This window comes from Pelomonas sp. Root1237, from assembly GCF_001425055.1.
Classification (GTDB): Bacteria; Pseudomonadota; Gammaproteobacteria; order Burkholderiales; family Burkholderiaceae_C; genus Pelomonas.
In genome coordinates this window covers 575,805-599,622 of the sequence record NZ_LMDK01000016.1, presented here as the reverse complement: position 1 = coordinate 599,622, position 23,818 = coordinate 575,805, and the positions used below count along the sequence as shown (strand labels likewise).

At 65.5% G+C, this 23,818-nt stretch carries 17 protein-coding genes and 6 tRNA genes; 19 read left to right on the top strand and 4 right to left on the bottom strand.

Annotated features, from left to right (window positions below; translation table 11 throughout):
* Window positions 1-36 precede the first annotated feature (36 nt).
* Window positions 37-1,140, top strand: coding sequence for a TIGR03790 family protein (locus tag ASC91_RS15560; protein WP_235532000.1), 1,104 nt, complete (start codon window positions 37-39; stop codon window positions 1,138-1,140).
* Here the strand turns inward: ASC91_RS15560 and hpnE are convergent.
* From hpnE to hpnC, 3 genes are read right to left on the bottom strand one after another with little or no spacing between them, the layout of a single operon-like run.
* Window positions 1,068-2,357 carry a hydroxysqualene dehydroxylase HpnE gene (gene hpnE / locus ASC91_RS15555; RefSeq protein WP_056199648.1) on the bottom strand — a complete coding sequence of 430 codons (1,290 nt, stop codon included), beginning with the start codon at window positions 2,355-2,357 and terminating at the stop codon, window positions 1,068-1,070. The genes ASC91_RS15560 and hpnE overlap by 73 nt on opposite strands.
* Window positions 2,354-3,202, bottom strand: coding sequence for a presqualene diphosphate synthase HpnD (gene hpnD / locus ASC91_RS15550; protein WP_056199644.1), 849 nt, complete (start codon window positions 3,200-3,202; stop codon window positions 2,354-2,356). Before hpnD ends, hpnE begins: the two co-directional genes overlap by 4 nt.
* A complete protein-coding gene (gene hpnC / locus ASC91_RS15545) occupies window positions 3,199-4,026 on the bottom strand; it encodes a squalene synthase HpnC (RefSeq protein ID WP_235531999.1) in 828 nt (275 codons plus the stop codon). Before hpnC ends, hpnD begins: the two co-directional genes overlap by 4 nt.
* A 132-nt stretch (window positions 4,027-4,158) precedes the next feature.
* On the opposite strand from hpnC, the gene ASC91_RS15540 reads away from it, so the two are divergent.
* The 12 genes from ASC91_RS15540 to ASC91_RS15485 all read left to right on the top strand — a co-directional run bounded on the left by ASC91_RS15540 (window position 4,159) and on the right by ASC91_RS15485 (window position 15,444).
* On the top strand, window positions 4,159-5,289 hold the full coding sequence (locus ASC91_RS15540; protein WP_056198252.1) for an efflux RND transporter periplasmic adaptor subunit: 1,131 nt from the start codon (window positions 4,159-4,161) through the stop codon (window positions 5,287-5,289).
* A 12-nt stretch (window positions 5,290-5,301) separates the two neighbouring features.
* The gene (locus tag ASC91_RS15535; protein ID WP_056198250.1) at window positions 5,302-8,481 is read left to right on the top strand and encodes an efflux RND transporter permease subunit; all 3,180 of its coding nucleotides are present in this window, start codon (window positions 5,302-5,304) and stop codon (window positions 8,479-8,481) included.
* Between the two features lie 141 nt (window positions 8,482-8,622).
* Window positions 8,623-8,709 (top strand) — tRNA-Leu (locus ASC91_RS15530).
* 29 nt (window positions 8,710-8,738) lie between these two features.
* Window positions 8,739-10,052: a trigger factor gene (gene tig / locus ASC91_RS15525; RefSeq protein WP_056198245.1), complete on the top strand. Its 1,314-nt coding sequence runs from the start codon at window positions 8,739-8,741 to the stop codon at window positions 10,050-10,052.
* Between the two features lie 111 nt (window positions 10,053-10,163).
* Window positions 10,164-10,772 (top strand): ATP-dependent Clp endopeptidase proteolytic subunit ClpP, encoded by a 609-nt coding sequence (gene clpP / locus ASC91_RS15520; RefSeq protein ID WP_056198242.1) that lies wholly within the window; start codon window positions 10,164-10,166, stop codon window positions 10,770-10,772.
* 133 nt (window positions 10,773-10,905) lie between these two features.
* The gene (clpX, locus tag ASC91_RS15515) at window positions 10,906-12,174 is read left to right on the top strand and encodes an ATP-dependent Clp protease ATP-binding subunit ClpX (protein WP_056198240.1); all 1,269 of its coding nucleotides are present in this window, start codon (window positions 10,906-10,908) and stop codon (window positions 12,172-12,174) included.
* Between the two features lie 70 nt (window positions 12,175-12,244).
* Window positions 12,245-14,659, top strand: coding sequence for an endopeptidase La (gene lon / locus ASC91_RS15510; protein WP_056198238.1), 2,415 nt, complete (start codon window positions 12,245-12,247; stop codon window positions 14,657-14,659).
* A gap of 101 nt (window positions 14,660-14,760) precedes the next feature.
* Window positions 14,761-14,836, top strand: a tRNA-Gly gene (locus ASC91_RS15505).
* 77 nt (window positions 14,837-14,913) lie between these two features.
* Window positions 14,914-14,987, top strand: a tRNA-Cys gene (locus ASC91_RS15500).
* A gap of 12 nt (window positions 14,988-14,999) precedes the next feature.
* Window positions 15,000-15,075 (top strand) — tRNA-Gly (locus ASC91_RS15495).
* Window positions 15,076-15,121: 46 nt separating this feature from the next.
* Window positions 15,122-15,197: transfer RNA gene (locus ASC91_RS15490), tRNA-Gly, on the top strand.
* A gap of 158 nt (window positions 15,198-15,355) precedes the next feature.
* Window positions 15,356-15,444: transfer RNA gene (locus tag ASC91_RS15485), tRNA-Leu, on the top strand.
* Between the two features lie 5 nt (window positions 15,445-15,449).
* Here the strand turns inward: ASC91_RS15485 and murI are convergent.
* Complete coding sequence (gene murI, locus ASC91_RS15480) at window positions 15,450-16,277, bottom strand: glutamate racemase (RefSeq protein ID WP_056198236.1); 828 nt, start codon at window positions 16,275-16,277, stop codon at window positions 15,450-15,452.
* Between the two features lie 172 nt (window positions 16,278-16,449).
* Between murI and ASC91_RS15475 the strand changes: the two genes are divergently transcribed.
* The 6 genes from ASC91_RS15475 (at window position 16,450) to ASC91_RS15450 (ending at window position 23,741) form a co-directional block, all read left to right on the top strand.
* Window positions 16,450-17,205: an electron transfer flavoprotein subunit beta/FixA family protein gene (locus ASC91_RS15475; RefSeq protein WP_056198235.1), complete on the top strand. Its 756-nt coding sequence runs from the start codon at window positions 16,450-16,452 to the stop codon at window positions 17,203-17,205.
* Window positions 17,205-18,137 carry an electron transfer flavoprotein subunit alpha/FixB family protein gene (locus ASC91_RS15470; protein WP_056198234.1) on the top strand — a complete coding sequence of 311 codons (933 nt, stop codon included), beginning with the start codon at window positions 17,205-17,207 and terminating at the stop codon, window positions 18,135-18,137. The genes ASC91_RS15475 and ASC91_RS15470 overlap by 1 nt, the downstream gene beginning before the upstream one ends.
* Before the next feature lie 77 nt (window positions 18,138-18,214).
* Window positions 18,215-20,002, top strand: a complete 1,788-nt coding sequence (locus tag ASC91_RS15465; protein WP_056198232.1) for an acyl-CoA dehydrogenase — start codon at window positions 18,215-18,217, stop codon at window positions 20,000-20,002.
* A gap of 11 nt (window positions 20,003-20,013) precedes the next feature.
* Window positions 20,014-20,967, top strand: coding sequence for a nitronate monooxygenase family protein (locus ASC91_RS15460; RefSeq protein WP_056198230.1), 954 nt, complete (start codon window positions 20,014-20,016; stop codon window positions 20,965-20,967).
* 143 nt (window positions 20,968-21,110) lie between these two features.
* Window positions 21,111-21,617, top strand: coding sequence for a hypothetical protein (locus ASC91_RS15455; protein WP_157281652.1), 507 nt, complete (start codon window positions 21,111-21,113; stop codon window positions 21,615-21,617).
* 348 nt (window positions 21,618-21,965) lie between these two features.
* Window positions 21,966-23,741 (top strand): beta-1,3-glucanase family protein, encoded by a 1,776-nt coding sequence (locus ASC91_RS15450; RefSeq protein ID WP_162247799.1) that lies wholly within the window; start codon window positions 21,966-21,968, stop codon window positions 23,739-23,741.
* Window positions 23,742-23,818 lie beyond the last annotated feature (77 nt).

The following is a 23,818-nucleotide window of genomic DNA, read 5'->3' as shown; positions in this document are numbered from 1 at the left end:
TTTTGTATGGCGAAAGCGGGCTTCAGGAGGTGGCAAGTGGGCCTTGCCCTGGCGATAGCCAGCATGGGCGCAGCCCAGGCCGCGGAGCCGGCTTCTGCTGCGCCGGCCCCTGGCGAGTCACGTTGGGCCCGCGCGCCGCGGTTGTACGGCCGCATCACGGCCAATGAGTTGGGCCTCGTCATCAACACGGCCGACCCCTATTCCGTCACCGTGGGTGAGTACTACGCCAGGCGCCGCGGCATCCCGGCCGAGCAGATCCTGCGGGTGCAACTGCCGCTGCGCAACAGCCTGACGCGCGAGGAGTTCACGGCGCTCGACCAGGCCATCCGCAGCCAGATGCCCGAGCATGTCAACGGCCTGGCCCTGGCCTGGGTGCAGCCCTATGCCGTGGACTGCAATTCACTGACAAGCGCTCTTGGCGTCGGGTTGCAGCCCAATGTCTGCGCTCAGTCCTGCGCCGCCACGCGCATCAGCCCCTATACGGGTTACTTCGGCGCCAAGCCGTGGCTGGTCATCGGCGTGCGGCCGACGATGCAGCTGGCGGCCCGCTCAGTGCCGGCGGCCATGGCCATGATCGAGCGCGGCATCGCGGCGGACCACATATTGGCCGGCGGCGCGCCGGAGTCGGCCATGGCCTATCTCGCAGCGACACCGGATGCCGCGCGCAATGTGCGTGAGCGCCTGTTTCCCCCGGCCGGTGCCGTCCCGGGTGTGGCCGGCCTCGAGGTGGCTCGCGTGAAGAGCGATGCCTTGCCAGCGATGCGCCGCATCCTGGTCTATGAAACGGGCCTGATCCGCGTGCCCAAGCCACTGGGCGGGGAATGGCTGCCGGGCGCACTGGCCGACCATCTGACGTCTGCGGGCGGCCTGCTCGACAAACCGCCGGCTGATGAGGGGCAAATGAACATCCTCGACTGGATCGACGCCGGCGCGACGGCCAGCTACGGCACCGTCAGCGAGCCCTGCAACCATCTGCAGAAGTTCCCGCACCCGCAGATGCTGATCCAGGCCTATGCCCAAGGGGTGAGCGCGCTGGAAGCCTATTGGCACAGCGTGGCGTGGACGGCTCAGGGCGTGTTTGTCGGCGAGCCGCTGGCGGCGCCTTTCGCCGCCATTCCAGCCTCCGCGCCGACGCCCTGAGCGGCCGCCAGGCCTGCGCGCACGGCGCCTTCGAGCGTGGCGGGGTAGGGGCCGGCGATGTAGTCGCCGGCGGCCCACAAGCCCGGTGCGATGCGGGCCGGCGCGCGTGCCAAGCCGGGCGTGCAGGCAAAGGTCGCCCGCTTCTCTGTCAGCACCTTGTCGATGACAGGTGGCGTGGCCCAGCTCAATTCCCGCTGCGCCTGCGCGAGCACGGCCTCTGCGCAGCCACCTCGTTTAACCCAGGCTGCAGCGCCGCTGACGACAAAGGCAAAGCGCCCGGGCGCGCCGCCAAGGGCGCCATGGTCGAAGACAAACTGGGCTGGCGCGTCTGGCCCCTCACGCAGCGCCAGCATGGGTGCGGGCAGGGCGCTGCCGGGGCTGCTCAGGTAGACGGTGATGATGGGCTCAAAGCCCAGTGCGCCAGCAGTCGCCGACCAGGCGGGTGCGATGTCAGCGGTCAGCCGAGCTGCCTCGACGCTGGTGCAGGCCAGCACGACTCCGTCGAAGGCTTCGCCATCGACACGCCAGCAGGGCTCGATCTTCTGCACCCGTGAGGCCAGACGCAGCCGCTCGCCCAGCCAAGCCGTCGCCGGCCCGGCAAGCAGTTCGGACAACGGTCGCCGTGGCAGGAGCAAGTCCGCACTGCCGGCGCCACTGAAGAGCGCGTCCTTCAGCACACGCAAGAAGACCTGGGCGCTGGCCTGGGGCGCCGGCGTGTTCAGCGCGGCCACGCACAGCGGCTCGATGAGATCGCGTTTGACTGCGGCCGGGAGGCGGGCGCACAGCTCGGCGACGCTCAGTCGCGTATCGCAACGGAAGCCCCGCGCCAGCCAGCCGCCCGCCGCGGTGAGCAGGCCCAGACGCGCCGACAGCGGCCAGCCATGCTGCGCCAGCACGCCGCGCGCGAAGGCGATCAGTGGCGGGCCCGGCGGCAGTTGCAGGCCAGGCTCGCCCGGGTAAGGCAGGGCCAGCGGCAGGCGCTTCAGCACGGCGTTCGGGTCGATGCCCAGGCGGCGCATCAGCGCCAGGCTGTCGCGGTAGGCGCCGATAAGGATGTGCTGGCCGTTGTCGTACGGTGGCTCGCCCGCCACGCTGCGCGCGCGGCCGCCGAGCTGCGGCGCCATCTCGAAGACGGTGATGTCGTGGCCGGCATCGGCCAGCGCCACAGCCGCCGCAATGCCGGCCCAGCCGCCACCGACGATGGCGACGTGGCTCACCGCCCGCGCCAATTCGTTTTCATCGCGATCCAGAGCTTGCGCAGCGGCGTCAGCGCGATGCGCTGGTGCAGCACCTGGAAGTTCTCTCGCTCGATCTCCACGAGCAGGGCACGGTAGATGTTGGCCATCATCAGCCCAGGCTTCTGCGCGGCCCGGTCGACCTCGGGCAGCAGCGCCAGCGCCTCGTCGTAGAGCTGATGGGCGCGCTCGGCTTGGAACTTCATCAGCGCCGTGAAGCGGTCCGAATAGCCCCAGGGCTTGCTGCGCAGCAGGATCTCGCTGGCCTTGACGCCGAACTGCTGCAGCTCGTTCACCGGCAGGTAGATGCGGCCGCGCCGGGCATCGTCGCCGACGTCGCGGATGATGTTGGTCAGCTGCATCGCCAGGCCCAGCTTGTGGGCGTAGTCGACGGTCTGCGGCCGCGTCCGGCCGAAGATGCCGCTGGCGACTTCGCCGACGACGCCGGCCACCAGATGGCAGTAGCGCTGCAGTCCCGGAAAGTCGAGATAGCGCGTTTGCTGCAGGTCCATTTCGCAGCCTTCGATGACGGCGTTGAGATGCTCCAGCCGGATGTCATGGCTGGCCGTGTGCGGCATCAGCGCCTTCATGACCGGGTGGCTGGGCTGCCCGGCAAAGGCGCTGGCCACCTCCTTGCGCCACCAGGCCAGCTTGGTCGCCGCGACACCGGCGTCCTGCGTCTCATCGACGACATCGTCCACCTCGCGGCAGAACGCATAGAAGGCCGTGATCGCCGCCCGCCGCGGTGGCGGCAGGAACAGGAAGGCGTAGTAGAAGCTCGAGCCGCTCGCGGCGGCTTTCTCTTGGACGTATTGTTCGGGGCTCATGGTGCGGCCCGCATTGTCAGGGCGCGCCACAGCAGCCGCGGCAAGTTCAGAACCCCCAGGGCAGGGCGGTGCACAAGACTGTCGTGATGACGGGCCGCGATCTTGTCGAGGATGCGCAGGCCACCCTGGACGACCAGGCGCAGCTCCCAGCCCGCGCGGCCGGGCAGCGCAAGGGCCAGCGGTGCACCCTCGAGCATCAGCGCGCGGGCCCAGGCGCAGAGGTCGGCGATCAAGGCGCGAGCGGCAGGGCTGTCACGGCAGGCGAGCACATCCTCGGCGCTGATGCCATGGCGGCTGAGGTCGGCCTGCGGCACATAGAGCCGGCCATTGGGTCCATCACGACTGAAGTCCTGCCAGAAGTTGATCAATTGCAGGGCGGAACAGATCGCGTCAGAGCGGCGCAGCGACACGGCGTTGTTCACGCCATACAGGCCCAGCAGCAGCCGCCCCACCGGGTTGGCTGAGCGGCGGCAGTAGTCGAGCAACTGCTCGCGGTCGGCGTAACGCGGCGGTGTCAGGTCCTGCTCGAAGGCGTCGAGTAGGTCATGCAGCAGGGGCGGCTGCAGCCGGTGCATTTCTCGCGCCAGCGGTGCGTAGACGTGGGGCCAGCGCGACGACGGTGCCTGGCCGGCCACCACGGCGTCCAGGTCGGCCCGATAGTCGCGCAACGCCTGAGCGCGCTCAGCCGCGGAAGCGTCGCCCTCGTCGGCCAGATCGTCCGCCGTGCGTGCAAAGTGATAGATCGCGACGACTGCCGGCCGCAGCGCGGGCGGGCACAGCACGGAGGCAACAGGAAAGTTCTCGTAGTGGTCGACGCTGCTCAAGCTTTTTCTCAAGTTCCGCTTGCAAAGCCCGGATATGTCAACGAGGTTTGACAGTTGTCACAGGGTCTGAATACATTACTGACCCGCCGGTCATTAAATTTTAGGCCGGCCGTTCCATCTGCCGAGGTCTGCATGCCCCATCTTCTGCGTCTCGCTCCGCCCCTGCTGTCGGCAGCGCTGCTTTTTGCACTGTTGTCAGGTTGTGGCAAGCAGCCCGCCGCTCCCGAGCCGGAACGCGCGGTGCGCACACAACTCGTCAGCGCGGGCGCGGCCAGTGCCAGTCATGAGTATGCGGCCGAGGTGAAGGCGCGAGTCGAATCACGCCTGTCTTTCCGTGTCAGCGGCAAGCTGCTGAGCCGGGCGGTGAATCTGGGCGACACGGTCAAGCCGGGCCAGGTGCTGGCCCGCATCGATGCCCAGGACCTCAGGCTGGCTGAGGCTGCCGCGAGTGCTGCCGTCATGGCCGCTCGCACCAACCGCGATCAGGCCGGCGCCGACTACAAGCGCTTCGTCGACCTGCAGCGCCAGGGCTTCATCAGCGCCGCCGAACTGGAGCGACGCGACTCCGCCTTCAAGGCGGCCCAGGCCCAGCTGGAACAGGCCAAAGCCCAGTCAGATGTGCAGGGCAACCAGTCCGGCTACGCCCAGCTGACGGCCGATGGCGCCGGCGTCGTGACCGGCGTCAACGCCGAGCCCGGCCAGGTGCTTGCGGCCGGCACGCCGGTCGTGAGCGTGGCGCTGGATGGCCCGCGTGACCTCGTCTTTTCAGTGCCCGAGGATCAGGTCGCCCGCGTGAAAGCCGCCGCCGGTGTGGCCGGTGCGCTGAAGGTACGCCTCTGGGGCGCCGACAAGACCTACCCGCTGACGCTGCGCGAGGTGTCTGCCGCGGCCGATCCGGTCACGCGCACCTTCCTCATCAAGGCCGATGCCGGCAAGCTGGACGTCAGGCTGGGCCAGTCCGCCACCGTCGTGCTGGAGCTGCCGCAGATGGCCGGCGTCATCAAGCTGCCCCTCGCGGCCGTGCTGCAGCAAAGCGGCAAAAGCTCGGTGTGGGTGCTGGATGGCGCGTCGATGACGGTCAAACCGGTGGCGGTGCAGATCGGGGGCGCCGAAGGCAACGATGTTGTCATCGCCGGCGGGTTGACGGCTGGCCAGGAGGTCGTCGTCGCGGGTGTGCATGTGCTCAACCCGGGCCAGAAGGTCAAGCGCTATGTGCCGCCGCGCACCGTGAATGCGCCGGCAGCCCCTGCGGCCTCACGCTGAGCCGGGGCGCACATGAATTCCCCGATCACCAAGGAACTCCGCGTCGGCGGCTTCAATGTCTCGCGCTGGGCGCTGGAGCATCCGGCCCTGACGCGCTACTTGATGGTGGTGCTGATGCTGATGGGCTTCGTGGCCTACTTCCAGCTCGGCCAGGACGAGGACCCGCCGTTCACCTTCCGCGCCATGGTCATCCAGGCCTTCTGGCCGGGCGCCACGGCCCAGCAGATGGCCGACCAGGTCACCGACAAGATCGAGAAGACGCTGCAGGAGGTGAACCACGCGGACAAGATCCGCTCGTACACCAAGCCCGGCGAGTCGCTGACGGTCTTCCAGGTCAAGGACAACACGCCGCCCAAGGAGGTCGCCGACCTCTGGTACCAGACGCGCAAGAAGATCGGCGACATGCGCAGCTCGCTGCCCGCGGGTGTGCTGGGCCCCGTGTTCAATGACGAGTTCGGCGACGTTTACGGCTCCATCTATGCGCTGTCGGCCGACGGCTTCAGCCGCGAGGAGCTGCGTGAGCATGCCGACCGCGTGCGCCAGGCCCTGCTGCAGGTCAAGGACGTGGCCAAAGTCGAGATCTTTGGCGTGCAGCCCGAGAAGGTCTTCATCGAGATTTCGCAAAAGCGCCTGGCCCAGCTGGGCCTGGATTTCAGCCAGGTCATCAACCAGATCGGCACGCAGAACGCCGTCGAGGGTGCAGGGGTGCTGAACGCCGGCAGCGCCAACTTCCAGGTGCGGGTGCAGGGTCAGTTCACGACGGCCCAGGCCCTGGCCGAGGTGCCCATCCGTGCCATCAACCCGCAGACGGGCGTGGCCAGCCAGATGCGCCTGGGCGACATCGCCACCATCAAGCGCGAGTACGTCGACCCGCCAGCCACCAAGGTGCGCCACCAGGGCAAGGAAGTGCTGGCCCTGGGCGTGTCCATGGCCAAGGGAGGCGACATCATCGCGATGGGCAAGGCGCTGAACATCGCGCTCAAGGGCATCGAGCGCGAACTGCCGGCCGGCATCCAGCTCGAGCAGGTGCAGGACCAGCCCAAGGCCGTCACCACCTCGGTGGGCGAATTCGTGCATGTGCTCATCGAGGCTGTCGTCATCGTGCTGGCGGTCAGCTTCATTTCGCTGGGCCTGCACACCAAACCGCTGCGCATCGACATCTGGCCCGGCCTGGTCGTTGGCATCACCATCCCGCTGGTGCTGGCCATCACCTTCACGACGATGTTCTATTGGGGCGTCGGCCTGCACAAGATCTCGCTCGGGTCGCTGATCATCGCGTTAGGCCTGCTGGTGGACGACGCCATCATTGCCGTCGAGATGATGGTGCGCAAGCTCGAAGAGGGCTACGACAAGATGCATGCCGCCACTTTCGCCTACGACGTCACCGCCATGCCCATGCTGACGGGCACGCTGATCACGGCGGTGGGCTTCCTGCCCATCGGTTTGGCCAAGTCGACGGTGGGTGAGTACACCTTCGCGATCTTTGCGGTGACGGCCGCGTCGCTGATCATCTCCTGGGTCGTCTCGGTCTATTTTGTGCCTTACCTCGGCGCCTTGCTGTTGAAGAGCAAGCCGGCGGCGGACGGCGAGGTGCACGAGCTCTTCGACACGCCCTTCTACAACCGCTTCCGCGGCGTGGTGCGCTGGTGCGTGGAGAACCGCTGGAAGACCATCGCCATCACGCTGCTCGTGTTCGCACTCGGCATCTTCGGCATGGGCAAGGTGCAGCAGCAGTTCTTCCCCGATTCGAGCCGCCCCGAGGTGCTCGTCGACCTCTGGCTGCCCGAGGGTTCGACCATCCAGGAGACGGAGCTTCTCGCGAAGCGCTTCGAGGCGCGCATGCTCAAGGAGCCGGGCATCGCCAGCGTGACGAGCTGGATCGGCTCCGGTGTGCCGCGTTTCTACCTGCCGCTGGACCAGATCTTCCCGCAGGCCAACGTCACGCAGTCCATCCTGCTGCCCAAGGACCTGACGGCGCGCGAGGAGTTGCGCAAGCGCCTGCCGGCCGTGCTGGCCGAGGAGTTCCCGGAGGCGCGCGGCCGCGTCAAGCTGCTGCCCAATGGCCCGCCGGTGCCCTACCCGGTGCAGTTCCGCGTCACCGGTGCCGACCCGAAGATCGTGCGCGACTGGGCCGACAAGGCCAAGGACATCCTGCGCACCAGCCCCAATATGCGCGGCGTCAATGACAACTGGAACGAAAACGTCAAGATGCTGCGCCTCAAGGTCGACCAGGACAAAGCGAGGGCGCTGGGCGTCACGAGCCAGAGCCTGGCGCAGTCGGCGCGCACCCTGCTGTCGGGCAGCGTCATCGGCCAGTACCGTGAAGCGGACAAGCTGGTCGACATCGTGCTGCGCCAACCGCTGGACGAGCGCGCCGTCATCACCGACATCGCCAACGCCTATGTGCCGACCAGCACCGGCCGCTCCATTCCGCTGACGCAGATCGCCAAGGTCGAGTTCGACTGGGAGCCTGGCGTCATGTGGCGCGAGGGCCGTCTCTACGCCGTCACGGTGCAGGGCGACGTCGCCGAGGGCCTGCAGGGCGCAACGGTGACCAAGGAGGTCTGGCCCCAGCTCGACGAACTGCAGAAGAAGATGCCGGTCGGCTACGGCATCCAGATCGCGGGTGCCGTGGAGGAAAGCAGCAAGGGCACAGGCTCGATCGGCGCGGGCGTGCCGATCGCGCTCTTCATCATGCTGACGCTGCTGATGCTCCAGCTGCACAGCTTCGTCCGCGCGGCACTGGCATTCCTGACGGGCTTCTTCGGTATCGCCGGCGTTGCGTTCGCGCTGTTGGTGCTGAACCGACCGTTTGGCTTTGTCGCCTTGCTGGGCGTGATCGCACTGTTCGGGATGATCATCAGAAATTCCGTGATCCTCATCGACCAGATCGAGCAGGACCGTGCCCGAGGTGTGCCGGATTGGTCGGCCGTCGTGGAGTCGGCTGTGCGGCGTTTCCGTCCTATCGTGCTGACGGCCGCCGCGGCGGTGCTGGCCATGATTCCGTTGTCGCGCAGCGTCTTCTGGGGGCCGATGGCCGTGGCCATCATGGGCGGGCTCATCGTCGCAACTGCGTTGACACTGCTCGCGCTGCCGGCGATGTATTCCGTGGTCTTTCGCGTCATGCGCCCTGAGGAGCACAGCCGGCTGCACAGCCGCTTCGTTGACAGCGAAATTCCTGGCCAGGCCTGACGAGGCGCAAGCCTTTTCGTCAGGGTTTTGCCGCCCCGTGGACCGGGGCGGCGGGCAAGCCACGCAGGATCGCTACAATCGCCGGTTTGCCGAATCGCCTACGGGGTTGCTCTTGAGCAACCCAATCAGAACCAACCCGTTGCGCGGGTGGCGAAATTGGTAGACGCACCAGGTTTAGGTCCTGACGCCTTCACGGGCGTGCCGGTTCGAGTCCGGCCCCGCGCACCACTGTCAACAACCGTTCTCCCGAGTCCATCATGGCCGTCACCGTCGAAACCCTGGAAAAGCTGGAACGTCGCATCACCTTGCACGTCGCGGCCGCTGAGATCAACAGCGAAGTCGAAGCCCGCCTGAAAAAGCTGGCCCGCACCGTCAAGGCCGACGGCTTCCGTCCCGGCAAGGTGCCGATGAACGTCGTCGCCCAGCGCTATGGCTACTCGGTGCAGTACGAAGTCGTCAACGACAAGCTCGGCGCCGCCTTCAACAACGCCGCCAACGAGGCCCAGCTGCGCGTCGCTGGCGCGCCGCGCATCGAGCAGAAGAACGAAGCGCCTGAAGGCCAGATGGCCTTTGACGCGACCTTCGAGATCTACCCTGAAGTCAAGATCGGTGATCTGGCGGCTGCGGAAGTCGAACGCGTCACCAGCGACGTGACCGATGAAGCCATCGACAAGACCATCGAGATCCTGCGCAAGCAGCGCCGCAGCTTCGCCCAGCGCCCGGCGGCCGACGTGGCCCAGGTTGGGGACCGCGTCACTATCGACTTCGAAGGCAAGATCGACGGCGAGCCCTTCGCCGGCGGCAAGGCCGAGGGTTTTCAGTTCCTGATCGGCGAAGGCCAGATGCTGGAGCAGTTCGACGCCGCCGTGCGCGGCATGAAGTCGGGCGAGAGCAAGACCTTCCCGCTGCAGTTCCCCGAGGACTATCACGGCAAGGACGTGGCGGGCAAGGAAGCTGACTTCCTCGTCACGGTCAAGAAGATCGAAGCCCAGCACCTGCCTGAAGTGAACGAGGCATTCGCCAAGTCCCTGGGCATCAAGGACGCGACGGTTGAAGGCCTGCGTGCCGACATCAAGAAGAACCTCGAGCGCGAAGTGAAGTTCCGCGTGCTGGCGCGCAACAAGGGTGCCGTCATGGACGCCTTGGTCGCGGCCTCCGAGCTGGAAGTGCCGAATGCCCTGGTGCAGGGCGAAGCGGCGCGCATGGTCGAGCAGGCCCGTGAAGACCTGAAAAAGCGCGGCGTCAAGGATGCCGACAAGGCCGAGATCCCCACCGACATCTTCAAGCCGCAGGCCGAGCGCCGCGTGCGCCTGGGCCTGGTGGTTTCCGAGTTGGTGCGCGCCAACAACCTGCATGCCAAGCCTGCCCAACTGCAAGCCCACATCGAAGAGCTGTCGCAAAGCTACGAGAAGCCCGCCGAAGTCATGCGCTGGTACCTGGGCGACCGCGAGCGCATGGCCGAGGTCGAGGCCGTCGTCGTCGAGAACAATGTCACCGACTTCGTCCTTTCCACCGCCAAGGTGACCGACAAGGCTCTGCCTTTTGACGAGCTGATGGCCACCGGCAACTGAAGAGTCCTGGCCTCACGAAGGCGCCGTGCCGCAAGGCCGGCGCCTTTTTACTTGCATCGCCATAATCTGCCCCCATAACGGCTGTTACCGGTTTAGTTTTCAAGGATCTGAATGAGCGCTCTCGAAACCAGCAATCTGGGCCTCGTGCCCATGGTCATCGAAACGTCGGGTCGCGGCGAGCGCGCCTACGACATCTACTCGCGCCTGCTGCGCGAGCGCATCGTCTTCCTGGTAGGGCCCGTCAACGACGCGGTCGCCAACATCGTCGTGGCCCAATTGCTGTTCCTGGAAAGCGAAAACCCCGACAAGGAGATCTCGCTCTACATCAACAGCCCGGGCGGTAGCGTGTCGGCCGGCATGTCCATCTACGACACGATGAACTTCATCAAGCCGGAGGTGTCGACGCTGTGCATGGGCATGGCGGCCAGCATGGGCGCCTTCCTGCTTGCGGCCGGCGCCAAGGGCAAGCGCTTCTCCCTGCCCAATGCCAAAGTGATGATTCACCAGCCGCTGGGCGGCGCTCAGGGGCAGGCTACGGATATTGAAATCCATGCGCGTGAAATCTTGAAGACTCGCGACACCTTGAATCGCATCCTGGCCGAGCGCACCGGCCAGACCCTGGAGAAAATCCAGTCGGACACCGAGCGCGACTATTTCATGTCCGCTGCCGAGGCTCAGAACTACGGCCTGATCGACCAGGTGCTGGAACACCGGCCCTGAGTTGTGAGGGGCCGTAACTGCCCCCCGGATTCGCGGTGAAATCGGGGCCCTTATCCCTACGAGGGCCCCGAGATCGTTTGGACTATCATCATTTCAGGCACCCGCCTGTCCACTGGCATCCCCGAGCAGACCCATGGCCGACAAAAAAGGCACCTCCAGCGAAAAAGTTTTGTACTGCTCGTTCTGTGGCAAGAGCCAGCATGAAGTCAAGAAGCTGATCGCCGGTCCGTCGGTCTTCATCTGCGACGAATGCATCGAGCTGTGCAACGACATCGTCCGTGACGAGATCCCGGCGCCGGCCCCCGCTGCCCGTGCTGGCAAGTCCGACCTGCCCGTGCCGAGCGAGATCAAGTCCAGCCTCGACCAGTACGTCATCGGCCAGGACGTCGCCAAGCGCACCCTCGCCGTGGCCGTCTACAACCATTACAAGCGCCTGCGCCACATGGCGTCGACCAAGGATTCGGTCGAGCTGTCCAAGAGCAACATCCTGCTGATCGGCCCCACGGGCTCCGGCAAGACGCTGTTGGCGCAGACGTTGGCGCGCCTCCTGAACGTGCCCTTCGTGATCGCCGATGCGACGACGCTGACCGAGGCCGGTTACGTCGGCGAGGACGTCGAGAACATCATCCAGAAGCTGTTGCAGAACTGCAATTACGACGTCGAGCGGGCGCAGCGCGGCATCGTCTACATCGACGAGATCGACAAGATCTCGCGCAAGGCCGATAACCCTTCCATCACGCGGGACGTCTCCGGCGAAGGCGTGCAGCAGGCGCTGCTCAAGCTCGTCGAAGGCACGATGGCTTCGGTGCCGCCGCAAGGTGGCCGCAAGCACCCGAACCAGGACTTCCTGCAGATCGACACGACCAACATCCTGTTCATCTGCGGCGGTGCTTTCGACGGCCTGGAGAAGGTCATCCAGAACCGCAGCGAGAAGTCCGGCATCGGCTTCGGCGCGACGGTGAAGAGCAAGAGCGAACGCCGTGTTTCTGAGGTGTTCCGCGAGTGCGAGCCCGAGGACATCATCAAGTTCGGCCTCATCCCCGAACTGGTCGGCCGCCTACCCGTGGTCGCCACACTTGGCGAGCTGACCGAAGACGCCCTGGTGCAGATCCTGACCGAGCCCAAGAACGCGCTGCTCAAGCAATACCAGCAGCTGTTCCAGATGGACGGTGTCGAACTCGAAATCCGCAAGCCGGCGCTTGTTGCCATTGCTCGCAAGGCCCTTGCCCGCAAGACCGGCGCCCGCGGCCTGCGTTCCATCATGGAGCAGTCGCTGATCGACACCATGTTTGACCTGCCCGCGCTCGATGGCGTCGAAAAGGTTGTGCTCGACGAGCACAACATCGAGGACACGTCGGCACGTCCCTTGCTGGTCTACCGCGAGCAAAAGGCCAGCGCCTGAGCCCCTACTAAGCCCTCAACTTGCAATCGCCCCCTCAGGCCGCACATCGACCTGAGAAAGAGAGGTCTTCATGTCCGGACATCCCATCCTCCCCGCCGACCCCATCACGCTGCCGCTGCTGCCGCTGCGCGATGTCGTCGTCTTCCCGCACATGGTCATCCCGCTGTTCGTGGGCCGGCCCAAGTCCATCAAGGCGCTGGAAGCCGCGATGGAAGCGGGCCGCCAGATCATGCTCGTGGCCCAGAAGGCCGCCGGCAAGGACGAGCCCAAGCCCGAAGACATGTTCGAGGTCGGCTGCGTCTCCAGCATCCTGCAGATGCTCAAGCTGCCCGATGGCACCGTGAAGGTGCTGGTCGAAGGCCTGCAGCGCGCTACGACCCTGTCCATCACCGAGCCGGGTGAGCACTTCGTTGCTGAAGTCACGCCCATTCCGCCCGAGACCGAGCATGCGCCTGAAGTCGAGGCCCTGCGCCGCGCCGTCACTCAGCAGTTCGACCAGTACGTCAAGCTCAACAAGAAGATCCCGCCCGAGATCCTCACGTCCATCGGCGGCATCGACGATCCGGGTCGCCTGGCCGACACCATCGCCGCCCACCTGCCGCTCAAGCTTGATGCCAAGCAGGCCGTGCTGGACCTGGCCGAAGTGGCCAAGCGCCTGGAAAAGCTGCTCGACCTGCTCGAGCACGAGGTTGACATCCTGCAGGTCGAAAAGCGCATCCGTGGCCGCGTCAAGCGCCAGATGGAGAAGAGCCAGCGCGAGTACTACCTGAACGAGCAGGTCAAGGCCATCCAGAAGGAGCTCGGCGACGGCGAAGAAGGCGCCGACATGGAGGAGCTCGAGAAGAAGATCCTCGCGGCCCGCATGCCCAAGGAAGCGCGCAAGAAGGCCGACGCCGAGCTGAAGAAGCTCAAGCTGATGTCGCCCATGTCCGCCGAAGCGACGGTGGTGCGCAACTACATCGACACGCTGGTCAACCTGCCCTGGAGCAAGAAGACCAAGATCAAGCACGACCTCAAGAACGCCGAGGACGTGCTCAACGAAGACCACTACGGCCTTGAGAAGGTCAAGGACCGCATCCTTGAATATCTCGCGGTGCAGCAGCGCGTCGAGAAGGTCAAGGCGCCCATCTTGTGCCTGGTCGGCCCTCCGGGCGTCGGCAAGACCTCGCTCGGCCAGAGCGTGGCACGCGCCACCGGCCGCAAATTCATCCGCATGGCGCTGGGCGGCGTGCGCGATGAAGCCGAGATCCGCGGCCACCGTCGCACCTACATCGGCTCCATGCCGGGCAAGGTGCTGCAGTCGCTGACCAAGGTTGGCACGCGCAATCCGCTGTTCCTGCTCGACGAGATCGACAAGCTGGGCATGGACTTCCGCGGCGATCCGTCCTCGGCGCTGCTGGAAGTCCTGGACCCGGAGCAGAACCACACCTTCGGCGACCACTACATCGAGGTCGATTTCGACCTGTCCGATGTGATGTTCGTGGCCACGTCCAACTCGATGAACATCCCGCCGGCCCTGCTGGACCGCATGGAAGTCATCCGCCTGTCGGGTTACACCGAGGACGAGAAGGTCAACATCGCGCAGACCTACCTGCTGCCCAAGCAACGCAAGAACAACGGCGTGCTGGACGAGGAGTTGGATGTCACCGAGTCCGCCGTGCGCGGGATCATCCGCTACTACACGCGTGAAGCCGGTGTGCGTTCGCTTGAACGCGAGATGTCCAAGATCTGCCGCAAGGTGGTCAAGGGCATCCAGCTCAAGACCTACGAAGGCAAGGTCACCGTCACTGAGGACAACCTCAACGACTTCCTCGGTGTGCGCAAGTACGACTTCGGTCGTGCCGAGAAGAAGAACCAGGTCGGCCAGGTGGTCGGTCTCGCGTGGACCGAAGTGGGCGGCGATCTGCTGACCATCGAAGCCACCGCGATGCCCGGCAAGGGCAACATCATCCGCACCGGTTCGCTGGGTGACGTGATGAAGGAGTCCGTCGAGGCTGCTCGCACGGTGGTGCGTTCGCGCGCCCGTCGCCTGGGCATCAAGGACGAGGTCTTCGAGAAGCGCGACGTGCACGTCCACGTGCCCGACGGCGCAACGCCCAAGGACGGCCCGAGCGCGGGTGCCGCGATGACCACTGCCTTCGTGTCTGCACTGACCGGCATCCCGGTGCGTGCCGATGTCGCGATGACTGGCGAAATCACATTGCGCGGCGAAGTCACCGCCATCGGTGGCCTGAAAGAAAAGCTGCTCGCCGCTCACCGTGGTGGTATCAAGACCGTGATGATTCCGGAAGACAACGTCAAGGACCTGCAGGACATCCCCGAAAACGTGAAGAACCAGCTCGAGATCGTGCCGGTCCGATGGATCGAACGCGTACTCGAAGTCGCCCTGGAAGCCATGCCAACGCCGTTGCCCGACGAAGAGGTGGCCGTTGCCGCCGCCAAGCCGGAAGAGGCCGCGGCCAAGAGCACGGTGGTGCCGCACTGAGTGCGACTGGCTTGTCATCCGACCAAAAATTGGATTACAATGCCAGCTTCGCTAGATAGGCAGCTGCATAGCTGACTGACTAGAGAAATGAAGGAAACAAAGCGGGATTAGCTCAGTTGGTAGAGCGATACCTTGCCAAGGTATAGGTCGAGAGTTCGAGCCTCTTATCCCGCTCCAAGATTTTCCGAAAGGGAAGCCCAGGCTTCCCTTTTCCGTCAGGGTCGCACCAAACGACTCTGGCTTGGGTTTACGGCGGCGCGATAGCAAAGCGGTTATGCCCCGGATTGCAAATCCGGTTAGTCCGGTTCGACTCCGGATCGCGCCTCCAAAAAAGCACCATGCGGGTGTAGCTCAGTTGGTAGAGCGCAACCTTGCCAAGGTTGAGGTCACGAGTTCGAGCCTCGTTACCCGCTCCAAAAAATCGGTCGCACCGATGTTCAGCTGCAAGGCCGAATGAAATGCGCGGGTGTAGCTCAGTTGGTAGAGCGCAACCTTGCCAAGGTTGAGGTCACGAGTTCGAGCCTCGTTACCCGCTCCAATTCACGGGAGATTCGATCAGTCGGATCTCCCGTTTTCTTTGGCACTTTGCGCGCAGCCTCTGACACGCAGGGGTTTGTTGGCTGCATCTAACGGTACTCCGTGAGGCAACGCGCAAAGCGCCTGATCTTTTCTGCGGCCCGGATAATTCCGCTCGCCGCCCGGGTGGCGAAATCGGTAGACGCAGCGGACTTAAAATCCGCCTTCTGGAAACGGAAGTACGGGTTCGAGTCCCGTCCCGGGCACCAAGCCTTCAAACGGTCAGCGCGTGCTGGCCGTTTTTGCTTTCCGGCTGCCACGCCTGAACGGCTATGTCTTTCCAGCCCAGCACCTGCGCGAGCCACGCGCGCAGCGCCGCGGGGTTCCCACTCGTTTCGACGGCGAGGGACGGCTCTCCCGTGCTGGCTCCCCAGAGATCGGCCGCACGTCGCGCGACGGCGGTCTCGATGCGTAGCAATTTGACGGATGGACCGAGCGCCGCCTGCCACAGCGGCTCGATCAGCGGATAGTGCGTGCACCCCAGCAGCGCCGTGTCCACGCCGGCAGCGCGCAGCGGCGCGCAGTAGTGCTCGACGAGGGCGCGTAGCTCAGCGCTGGCGAGGTCACCAGCTTCGATGCGGTCGACGACGCCGGGGCAGCCCTGCACGACGACTTCGTGCGCACCGGCGTGCCGCTCGACCAGCGCAAGCAGCCGAGCGCTTGTTGCCGTGGCCGGCGTGGCCAGCAGGCCGATCCGACCATTGCGCGTCGCCGCAACCGCGGGTTTGATGCCTGGCTCGGTGCCCACGAAGGGAAGGGTGGGCCAACGCGCGCGCAGCGCCTCGATGGCGTGCGCCGTGGCCGTGTTGCAGGCAACGACGATGAGCTCGGCGCCGCTGGCGATCAGATGTTCGGCGATGACCAAGCTGCGCTGTTGGATGTCTTCGGGCGTGCGAGCACCGTAGGGGGCATAGGCCGTATCGGCGAGGTAGCGCAGGCGCACACCGGGCAGCAGCTGGCGCAGTTCGTGCAACACCGTGAAGCCGCCGACACCGGAGTCGAAGATGCCGATTTCTCGGCTCGGGGAGGGATCGATCTGCATGGGCGCGAGCAGTCTAGCTTCGCGATTCGAGAGGCCTCCCCAAAAAGAGTTCCCCCAGCGCTGTCCGGCGTCTGGCTAGAATCGAACGATCGTGCTTTTTTAAGCGCAGCTCTCCCGAAGAGCGCCCGTAGAATCTGGTTAACGTTTACGTCAATTCGAGCTGGAGTTTTCGATGAAGGTCTTGGTTCCTGTCAAACGCGTCGTCGACTACAACGTCAAGGTGCGCGTCAAGAGCGACGGCACGGGCGTCGACATTGCCAATGTGAAGATGTCGATGAATCCCTTCGACGAGATCGCCGTCGAAGAGGCCGTGCGCCTGAAGGAGAAGGGCGTCATCACCGAGGTGATCGCCGTGTCCTGCGGCGTCACGCAGTGCCAGGAGACGCTGCGCACGGCCATGGCCATCGGCGCCGACCGCGCCATCCTGGTGGAAGTGCCCGCCGACCTCGAACTGCAGCCGCTGGCCGTCGCCAAGCTGCTGAAAGCGCTGGTCGACAAGGAGGGCCCGAGCCTGGTCATCCTGGGCAAGCAGGCCATCGATGATGATTGCAACCAGACCGGCCAGATGCTGGCCGCGCTGACCGGCATGCCGCAAGGCACTTTCGCGTCCAAGGTGGAGGTGGCGGGCGACAAGGTCTCCGTCACGCGCGAAGTCGACGGCGGCCTCGAGACCGTGTCACTGACCCTGCCGGCCGTCATCACGACCGACCTGCGCCTGAACGAGCCGCGTTACGTGACGCTGCCCAACATCATGAAGGCCAAGAAGAAGCAGCTTGACATCGTCAAGCCGGCCGACCTGGGTGTGGACGTGACGCCGCGCATCAAGACGCTCAAGGTCAGCGAGCCGCCAAAGCGTGGCGCTGGCGTGAAGGTGGCTGACGTGGCTGCCCTGGTGAACAAACTGAAGAACGAAGCGAAGGTGATCTGATGACTGCCCTGGTTATTGCCGAACACGACAACGCCCACATCAAGGGCGCCACGCTGAATACCGTCACTGCTGCGGTCGCCACCGGCGGTGAAGTGCATGTGCTGGTGGCAGGCCACAACGCCGCCGCCGCCGCCGCCGCTGCCGCGCAGATCGCCGGCGTCACCAAGGTGCTGCATGCCGATTCCGCCGCCCTGGCCGAAGGCCTGGCCGAGAACGTCGCCGCGCAAGTCATCGCGCTGGCCTCGGGTTACAGCCACCTGCTGTTCCCCGCCACCGCTGCCGGCAAGAACGTCGCGCCGCGCGTCGCCGCGCTGTTGGACGTGGCCCAGCTGAGCGACGTGACCAAGGTCATCAGTGCCGACACCTTCGAGCGCCCGATCTACGCCGGCAACGCCATCGCCACCGTGCAGAGCAGCGATGCGACCAAGGTGCTGACCGTTCGCACGACGGGCTTCGACCCGGCCGCTGCATCCGGTGGTTCGGCTGCCGTCGAAACCGTGGCCGCCGCCGCCGACAGCGGCAAGAGCAGCTTTGTCGGCCGTGAGGTGACCAAGAGCGACCGCCCCGAGCTGACCGCCGCCAAGATCATCGTGTCAGGTGGCCGCGCGCTGGGCTCGAACGACAAGTTCATGGAAGTGCTGACCCCGCTGGCTGACAAGCTCGGCGCGGCCCTCGGCGCTTCGCGCGCCGCCGTCGACGCCGGCTATGCGCCCAACGACTGGCAGGTCGGCCAGACCGGCAAGATCGTCGCGCCGCAGCTCTATGTTGCCTGCGGCATCTCGGGTGCCATCCAGCATCTGGCCGGCATGAAGGATTCCAAGGTCATCGTCGCGATCAACAAGGATCCGGAAGCACCGATCTTCTCGGTGGCCGACTACGGCCTGGAGGCCGACCTGTTCACGGCCGTGCCGGAACTCGTCGCCGCGCTGTAAACCCACGCGCCACCGCACTCCGGGCGCCCCGACTTCGTCTGTCGCGGCGCCCTTTTTGCCTCTTTCAGGAGTAACCAATGAGTTACCGCGCCCCCGTCAAGGACATGCTCTTCAACATCCAGCACCTCGCCGGTCTGGAAACCCTAACGAAACAAGTCCCTGCCTTCGAGGACTTCGGCCTGGACACCGCCGCCGCCGTGCTGGAAGAGTGCGCCAAGCTGACGCAGGACGTCATCGCGCCGCTGAACTTCGAGGGCGACAAGAACCCGTCGAGCTGGAAGGACGGCGTGGTCACGACGACACCCGGCTTCAAGCAGGCCTTCCGCGCCTACGCCGAGGGTGGCTGGCAAGGCCTGGTCCACCCGACCGAGTTCGGCGGCCAGGGCGCGCCGAAGACGATCGCGGCGGCCTGCAACGAGATGCTGCAGTCGGCCAACATGAGCTTCGCGCTGTGCCCGCTGCTGACCGACGGCGCCGTCGAGGCGCTGCTGACCGCGGGCAGCGACGAGCAACGCTCGGTCTACATCCCCAAGCTGCTGGACGGCTCGTGGACCGGCACGATGAACCTGACCGAGCCGCAGGCCGGTTCCGACCTGGCTCTGGTGCGCACGCGCGCCGAGCCCCAGGGTGACGGCACCTACAAGGTCTTCGGCACCAAGATTTTCATCACCTACGGTGAGCACGACATGGCCGAGAACATCGTCCACCTCGTGCTGGCGCGTGTGGTGGGCGCGCCCGAGGGCGTGAAGGGCATCAGCCTCTTCCTCGTGCCCAAGCTCCTCGTCAATGCGGACGGCTCGCTGGGTGCCCGCAACGACGCGCACTGCGTGTCCATCGAGCACAAGATGGGCATCAAGGCGAGCCCGACGGCCGTGCTGCAGTTCGGTGATCACGGCGGCGCCATCGGCACCCTGATCGGCCAGGAGAACCGCGGCCTGGAGTACATGTTCATCATGATGAATGCGGCCCGCTACGGCGTCGGCCTGCAGGGCATCGCCGTGGCCGATCGCGCCTATCAAAAGGCTGCGGCCTATGCGAAGGACCGCGTCCAGTCGCGCCCCGTGGATGGCTCGGTGGCCGGCAGCGCCGCCATCATTCACCACCCCGACGTGCGCCGCATGCTGATGACCATGCGCTCGCTGACCGAGGGCTGTCGCGCGATGGCGAGCACGGCAGCGGCTGCATTCGACGCGGCCCACCACCATCCCGACGCGGATGCGCGCAAGCAGAACCAGGCCTTCTACGACTTCATGGTGCCGCTGGTGAAGGGCTACAGCACCGAGATGAGCCTGGAGGTCACTTCGCTGGGCGTGCAGGTGCATGGCGGCATGGGCTTCATCGAAGAGACCGGTGCGGCGCAGTACTACCGCGACGCCAAGATCCTGACCATCTACGAAGGCACGACGGCCATCCAGGCCAATGACCTCGTGGGCCGCAAGACGGCGCGCGATGGTGGCCAACTGGCCCGCGCCGTGGCCGGCCAGATTGAAGTGACGGAAGGCGAACTGGCCAAGCGCGACAGCGTCGCCGCTCGCGCTGTGCTGAAGGCCCTGCGCGCCTCGCGTGAGGATTTCCTCGCCGTGGTCGACTTCATCGCCGGCTCGGCCAAGAGCAATCCGAATGCGGCCTATGCCGGCTCGGTGCCCTATCTGATGCTGGCGGGCAACCTCGTCGCTGGCTGGCAACTGGCCCGCGCTTTGATGGTGGCGGAAGACGCCTTGGCGACTGACAAGGAATTCATGGCCGCCAAGATCGTGACCGCGCGCTTCTATGCCGAACACATCCTGCCGCGTACCAGCTCACTGCGTGCCGCCATCATTGATGGCGCCGACAGCGTGACGGAACTCAGCCTCGAAGCTTTCTGACGGAGTCCAACTTGGCCCTGCCTCCCATCCTGAAGAACCTGCCGCTGCCCGCCATCGGCTCGCCGCTGTTCATCATCAGCAACCCCAAGCTCGTCATCGAGCAGTGCAAGGCCGGCATCGTCGGCTCCATGCCGGCGCTCAACGCGCGGCCGGCCGAGTTGCTCGACGAGTGGCTGGCCGAGATCACCGAGACGCTGGCGGCCTACAACCGCGCCAATCCGGACAAGCCCGCCGCGCCGTTTGCCATCAACCAGATCGTGCACAAGAGCAATGAGCGGCTCGAGCACGACATGCAGGTCTGCGCCAAATACAAGGTGCCCATCGTCATCACGAGCCTGGGTGCGCGTGAAGACGTGAACAACGCCGTGCATGCCTGGGGCGGCATCGTGCTGCACGACATCATCAACAACAAGTTCGCGAAGAAGGCCATCGAGAAGGGTGCCGACGGCCTTATCGCGGTGGCGGCGGGGGCGGGTGGCCATGCTGGCGTGAAGAGCCCGTTTGCGCTGATCCACGAGATCCGCGAATGGTTCGACGGCCCGCTGGCGCTGTCGGGCTCGATGGCCACCGGCGACGCCATCCTGGCCGCCCAGGCCATGGGCGCCGACCTGGCCTATATCGGCTCGGCCTTCATCGCCACCGACGAGGCCCGCGCGACCGACGCCTACAAACAGATGATCGTGGCCAGCAACAGCGACGACATCGTCTACAGCAATCTCTTCACCGGCGTGCATGGCAACTACCTGCGCGGCTCCATCATTGCTGCCGGCATGGATCCGGACAAGCTGCCCGAGAGCGACCCGAGCGCCATGAACTTTGGCGGCAGCGCGGCCAAGGCCTGGAAGGAAATCTGGGGCAGCGGCCAGGGCATCGGCGCGGTGCGCGAGGTGCTGCCGGCTGCGGAGCTGGTGGCGCGGCTCAAGCGCGAGTACGCGGCAGCGCGGGCGCGCCTGGCGCTGAACTGACGCGGCGCCTGGCTTGCCACGACGGCCGCCTGCGGGCGGCCGTTCTTCTTGGTGGGATGGAGCCCACCAACCCTAGGCTCAGGCGCGGAGGTTCGTCGCTACCATCGCGGCCCCCAACCGTTTTCATCGATCCGCAGATGCCCTTGAAGCCCAAAGCCATCCTCGTCTACAGCGCCGCCCTCCTGTTCAGCCTCCAGGCCGCCGCCCAGGAGCCCCAGCCGCCCCAGCCTACGGAGGCCCCGGTGGCGGCTGCGGCCGAGCCAGCGGCAAGGCCCGCTTCGGCGAGTGACGCCAAGGTGCTGCCCCGCTTGGCCGTGCGTTGGGACTGCGGCGACTGCGAGCAGAACCCCAAGGTCGGCCCGCTGATCGAGCAGACCTACGAAGCGCAAGCGACGTCCAAGGGGTACAGCGTCGCCCCCGCCGAGAGTGCCGAGGTCGTCATCAAGGAATACCGCCAGCGTCCCCCGGCTGCACGCGTCATGCTGGGCATCTTTGCGGGCAAGGACAAGCTGGCCACCAGGCTGAGCTTTCGCGGCAAGGAATACGTCGCCAGCGACTATTCGGCCAATGCCTTCCAGGGCATGAACAGCCTGTGCGAATCCGTGGCGAAACAGGCGCTGGCTCAGGTGCTGTCGGCGATCAAGGAATGAGCGAGTTCCACTGACCGTGGTCTGCCACCTGATGTGACGGCCGCCCTCGGGCGGCCGTTTCCTTTGGTGGGTTTCCTGTCCCAGAAGCGGGCGACTCATGAAAACGTCGCGCACGGGTTTTCCATGAAACCGCTTTCTCGCCTCTCCCAGGAGGATGCGACGCAAATTTGAAAGCGCTTTCAATGCGCTTTTGAATAGCGACCTGACCCCGGGAGCGGCTGCATGCCGGGGCGCGCAGTAGGTCTTCGCAGTCGAGACACCGGCCAGGGAAGGGCCATGCCGCCCCTCCCAGCGTTGGGACCCCGAACGATCCGCCGATCCCCACGACGAGCGGGCAAGGAGACAAAGGTGAATCTTGTTTTGCGTTGCTTGCGCCTGCTCGGCGTTTGCTGGTTGCTGGCTATCTCAGGTCTTTGCCTGCTCGGCACCACCTCGGCCCTGGCCCAGGACTACACACAGGGTGTCGAAGTCAGCGGCACGACAGCCACGATCTGGTTCAAGTCCAACGTGTCGACCACCTGGGTCGACGCCCACTACACGGTCAACAACGGCCCGCAGCAGAACATCCGCATGACGGCCGCCAATGGCCGCCATGAGCAGAAGGTCACCGTCGCCACCGGCAACGTGATCGGCTACTGGTTCACCTACAACAACGGCACGCCGGCCTACGACACGCCCAAGTTCAGCTACACGGTGGGCACCAGCACGGCCGCCGGCCCCGTCTGCTTCTACGCCGATGTGAACTACACCGGCGACAGCTTCTGCGCCAGCGCGGATTCGAGCTGGATAGGCGCTGCCTGGAACGACCGCGTGTCGTCCGTGAAGGTGCAGGCCGGCTACCAGGCCACGCTGTTCAACGACGTCAGCTACGGCGGCGGCTCGCTGGTGCTGACGGCCAACGAGCCCAATCTCGTCAACCGCGGCTTCAACGACCTGACCTCGTCCTACCGCGTCGGTACCAGCACCAACACCGGCAGTTGGAACGGCCGCACCACCTTCAACATCGTCAACCAGACCGCCGGCCGCTGGCCCGATGACCAGGTCTATTGGGCCATCATCGGCAAGGACTGGGACACGGGCAAGTTCGTGCGCGTGGATGCCGCGGGCAACTTCATCCCCATGGCAACAAGCGACAACGGCGCGCTGACCAAGGGTGGTCAGACGTACACCAACTACTTCCACAAGCTCAGCAACACCCGCTCCATCACCATCCCGGCGCTGAACTCGGCCCGCGTGCTGATGTCGGTGGGCTCGCCGATGTACATCAAGGTCGTCGTCGACGGCAACGGCAACATCGGCTATGCCGGCGCCAACATCGAGAACCCGACCGACCCCAACATCGACGTCTACTTCGACTTCGGCGAGATGGCCATCATCCCGCTGGGCAAGCCGGACCAGGGCATCTTCATCAACACCACGCGTGTCGATCACTTCGGCTTCCCGCTGAAGCTGCGCGTGCAAGGCCTTGGCGGCTACGACCAGACCGTGGGCGAGGCCCTGGCCGAAACGCGTGACCAGCTCTTCAGCAAGTTCATCGCCGAAGTGCCGGCGCAGTTCAAGCCACTCGCGCAGGCGCCGTACTCGCCCTACCGCATCATGGCCCCGGCCCACGGCACCTTCAAACCCGGCCAGGCCAACGCCAGCTACCTGCAGCCCTATATCGACGCCGTCTGGGCCCGCTACCGCAACGAAGACCTGGTCTTCACGCTGCAGAACCTGGGCACCTTCCGCGGCCGTGTCAGCGGTGACCGCTTCACCTTCACCGGTGGCTCGCCGGCGGGCACCTTCTACATCAACGGCAAGCCCGACACGGCCATGGTGCTGCTGGGCGCCGGCCTGCTGGCGGACGCGAGCGGCAACCCGACCAACACGGGGACGCAGCTGCAGATCCAGGCCCAGATCTGCGCTGCGCTGAACCGCCACGTGATGGAGCAGCCGGCCAACTGGTATGTGCAGACCGCGCACTACCCGGCCGGCCAGCTGGGCAACTGGTACGCCAAGTTCTGGCATGACCACAGCATCAACAAGAAGGCCTATGGCTTTGCGTACGACGATGTGGGCGACTTCAGCCCGTCGCTGCACACGACGGCACCGACGACGGTGACGTACACGATCGGCTGGTAAACCGGTCGAGTCGGGCTTCAAGCCCGATCCGGCGGACGCCTCGCGCAACTGCGCAGGGTGTCCGCCTTGCATTGGGG

Bases quoted from the DNA above. Each gene is read 5' to 3' on its own strand.
- lon (WP_056198238.1), top strand. From the start codon at position 12,245: ATGTCCGGACATCCCATCCTCCCCGCCGACCCCATCACGCTGCCGCTG.
- clpP (WP_056198242.1), top strand. From the start codon at position 10,164: ATGAGCGCTCTCGAAACCAGCAATCTGGGCCTCGTGCCCATGGTCATC.
- ASC91_RS15535 (WP_056198250.1), top strand. From the start codon at position 5,302: ATGAATTCCCCGATCACCAAGGAACTCCGCGTCGGCGGCTTCAATGTC.
- murI (WP_056198236.1), bottom strand. From the start codon at position 16,277: ATGCAGATCGATCCCTCCCCGAGCCGAGAAATCGGCATCTTCGACTCC.
- ASC91_RS15540 (WP_056198252.1), top strand. From the start codon at position 4,159: ATGCCCCATCTTCTGCGTCTCGCTCCGCCCCTGCTGTCGGCAGCGCTG.
- ASC91_RS15470 (WP_056198234.1), top strand. From the start codon at position 17,205: ATGACTGCCCTGGTTATTGCCGAACACGACAACGCCCACATCAAGGGC.
- hpnD (WP_056199644.1), bottom strand. From the start codon at position 3,202: ATGAGCCCCGAACAATACGTCCAAGAGAAAGCCGCCGCGAGCGGCTCG.
- tig (WP_056198245.1), top strand. From the start codon at position 8,739: ATGGCCGTCACCGTCGAAACCCTGGAAAAGCTGGAACGTCGCATCACC.
- ASC91_RS15465 (WP_056198232.1), top strand. From the start codon at position 18,215: ATGAGTTACCGCGCCCCCGTCAAGGACATGCTCTTCAACATCCAGCAC.
- clpX (WP_056198240.1), top strand. From the start codon at position 10,906: ATGGCCGACAAAAAAGGCACCTCCAGCGAAAAAGTTTTGTACTGCTCG.
- ASC91_RS15475 (WP_056198235.1), top strand. From the start codon at position 16,450: ATGAAGGTCTTGGTTCCTGTCAAACGCGTCGTCGACTACAACGTCAAG.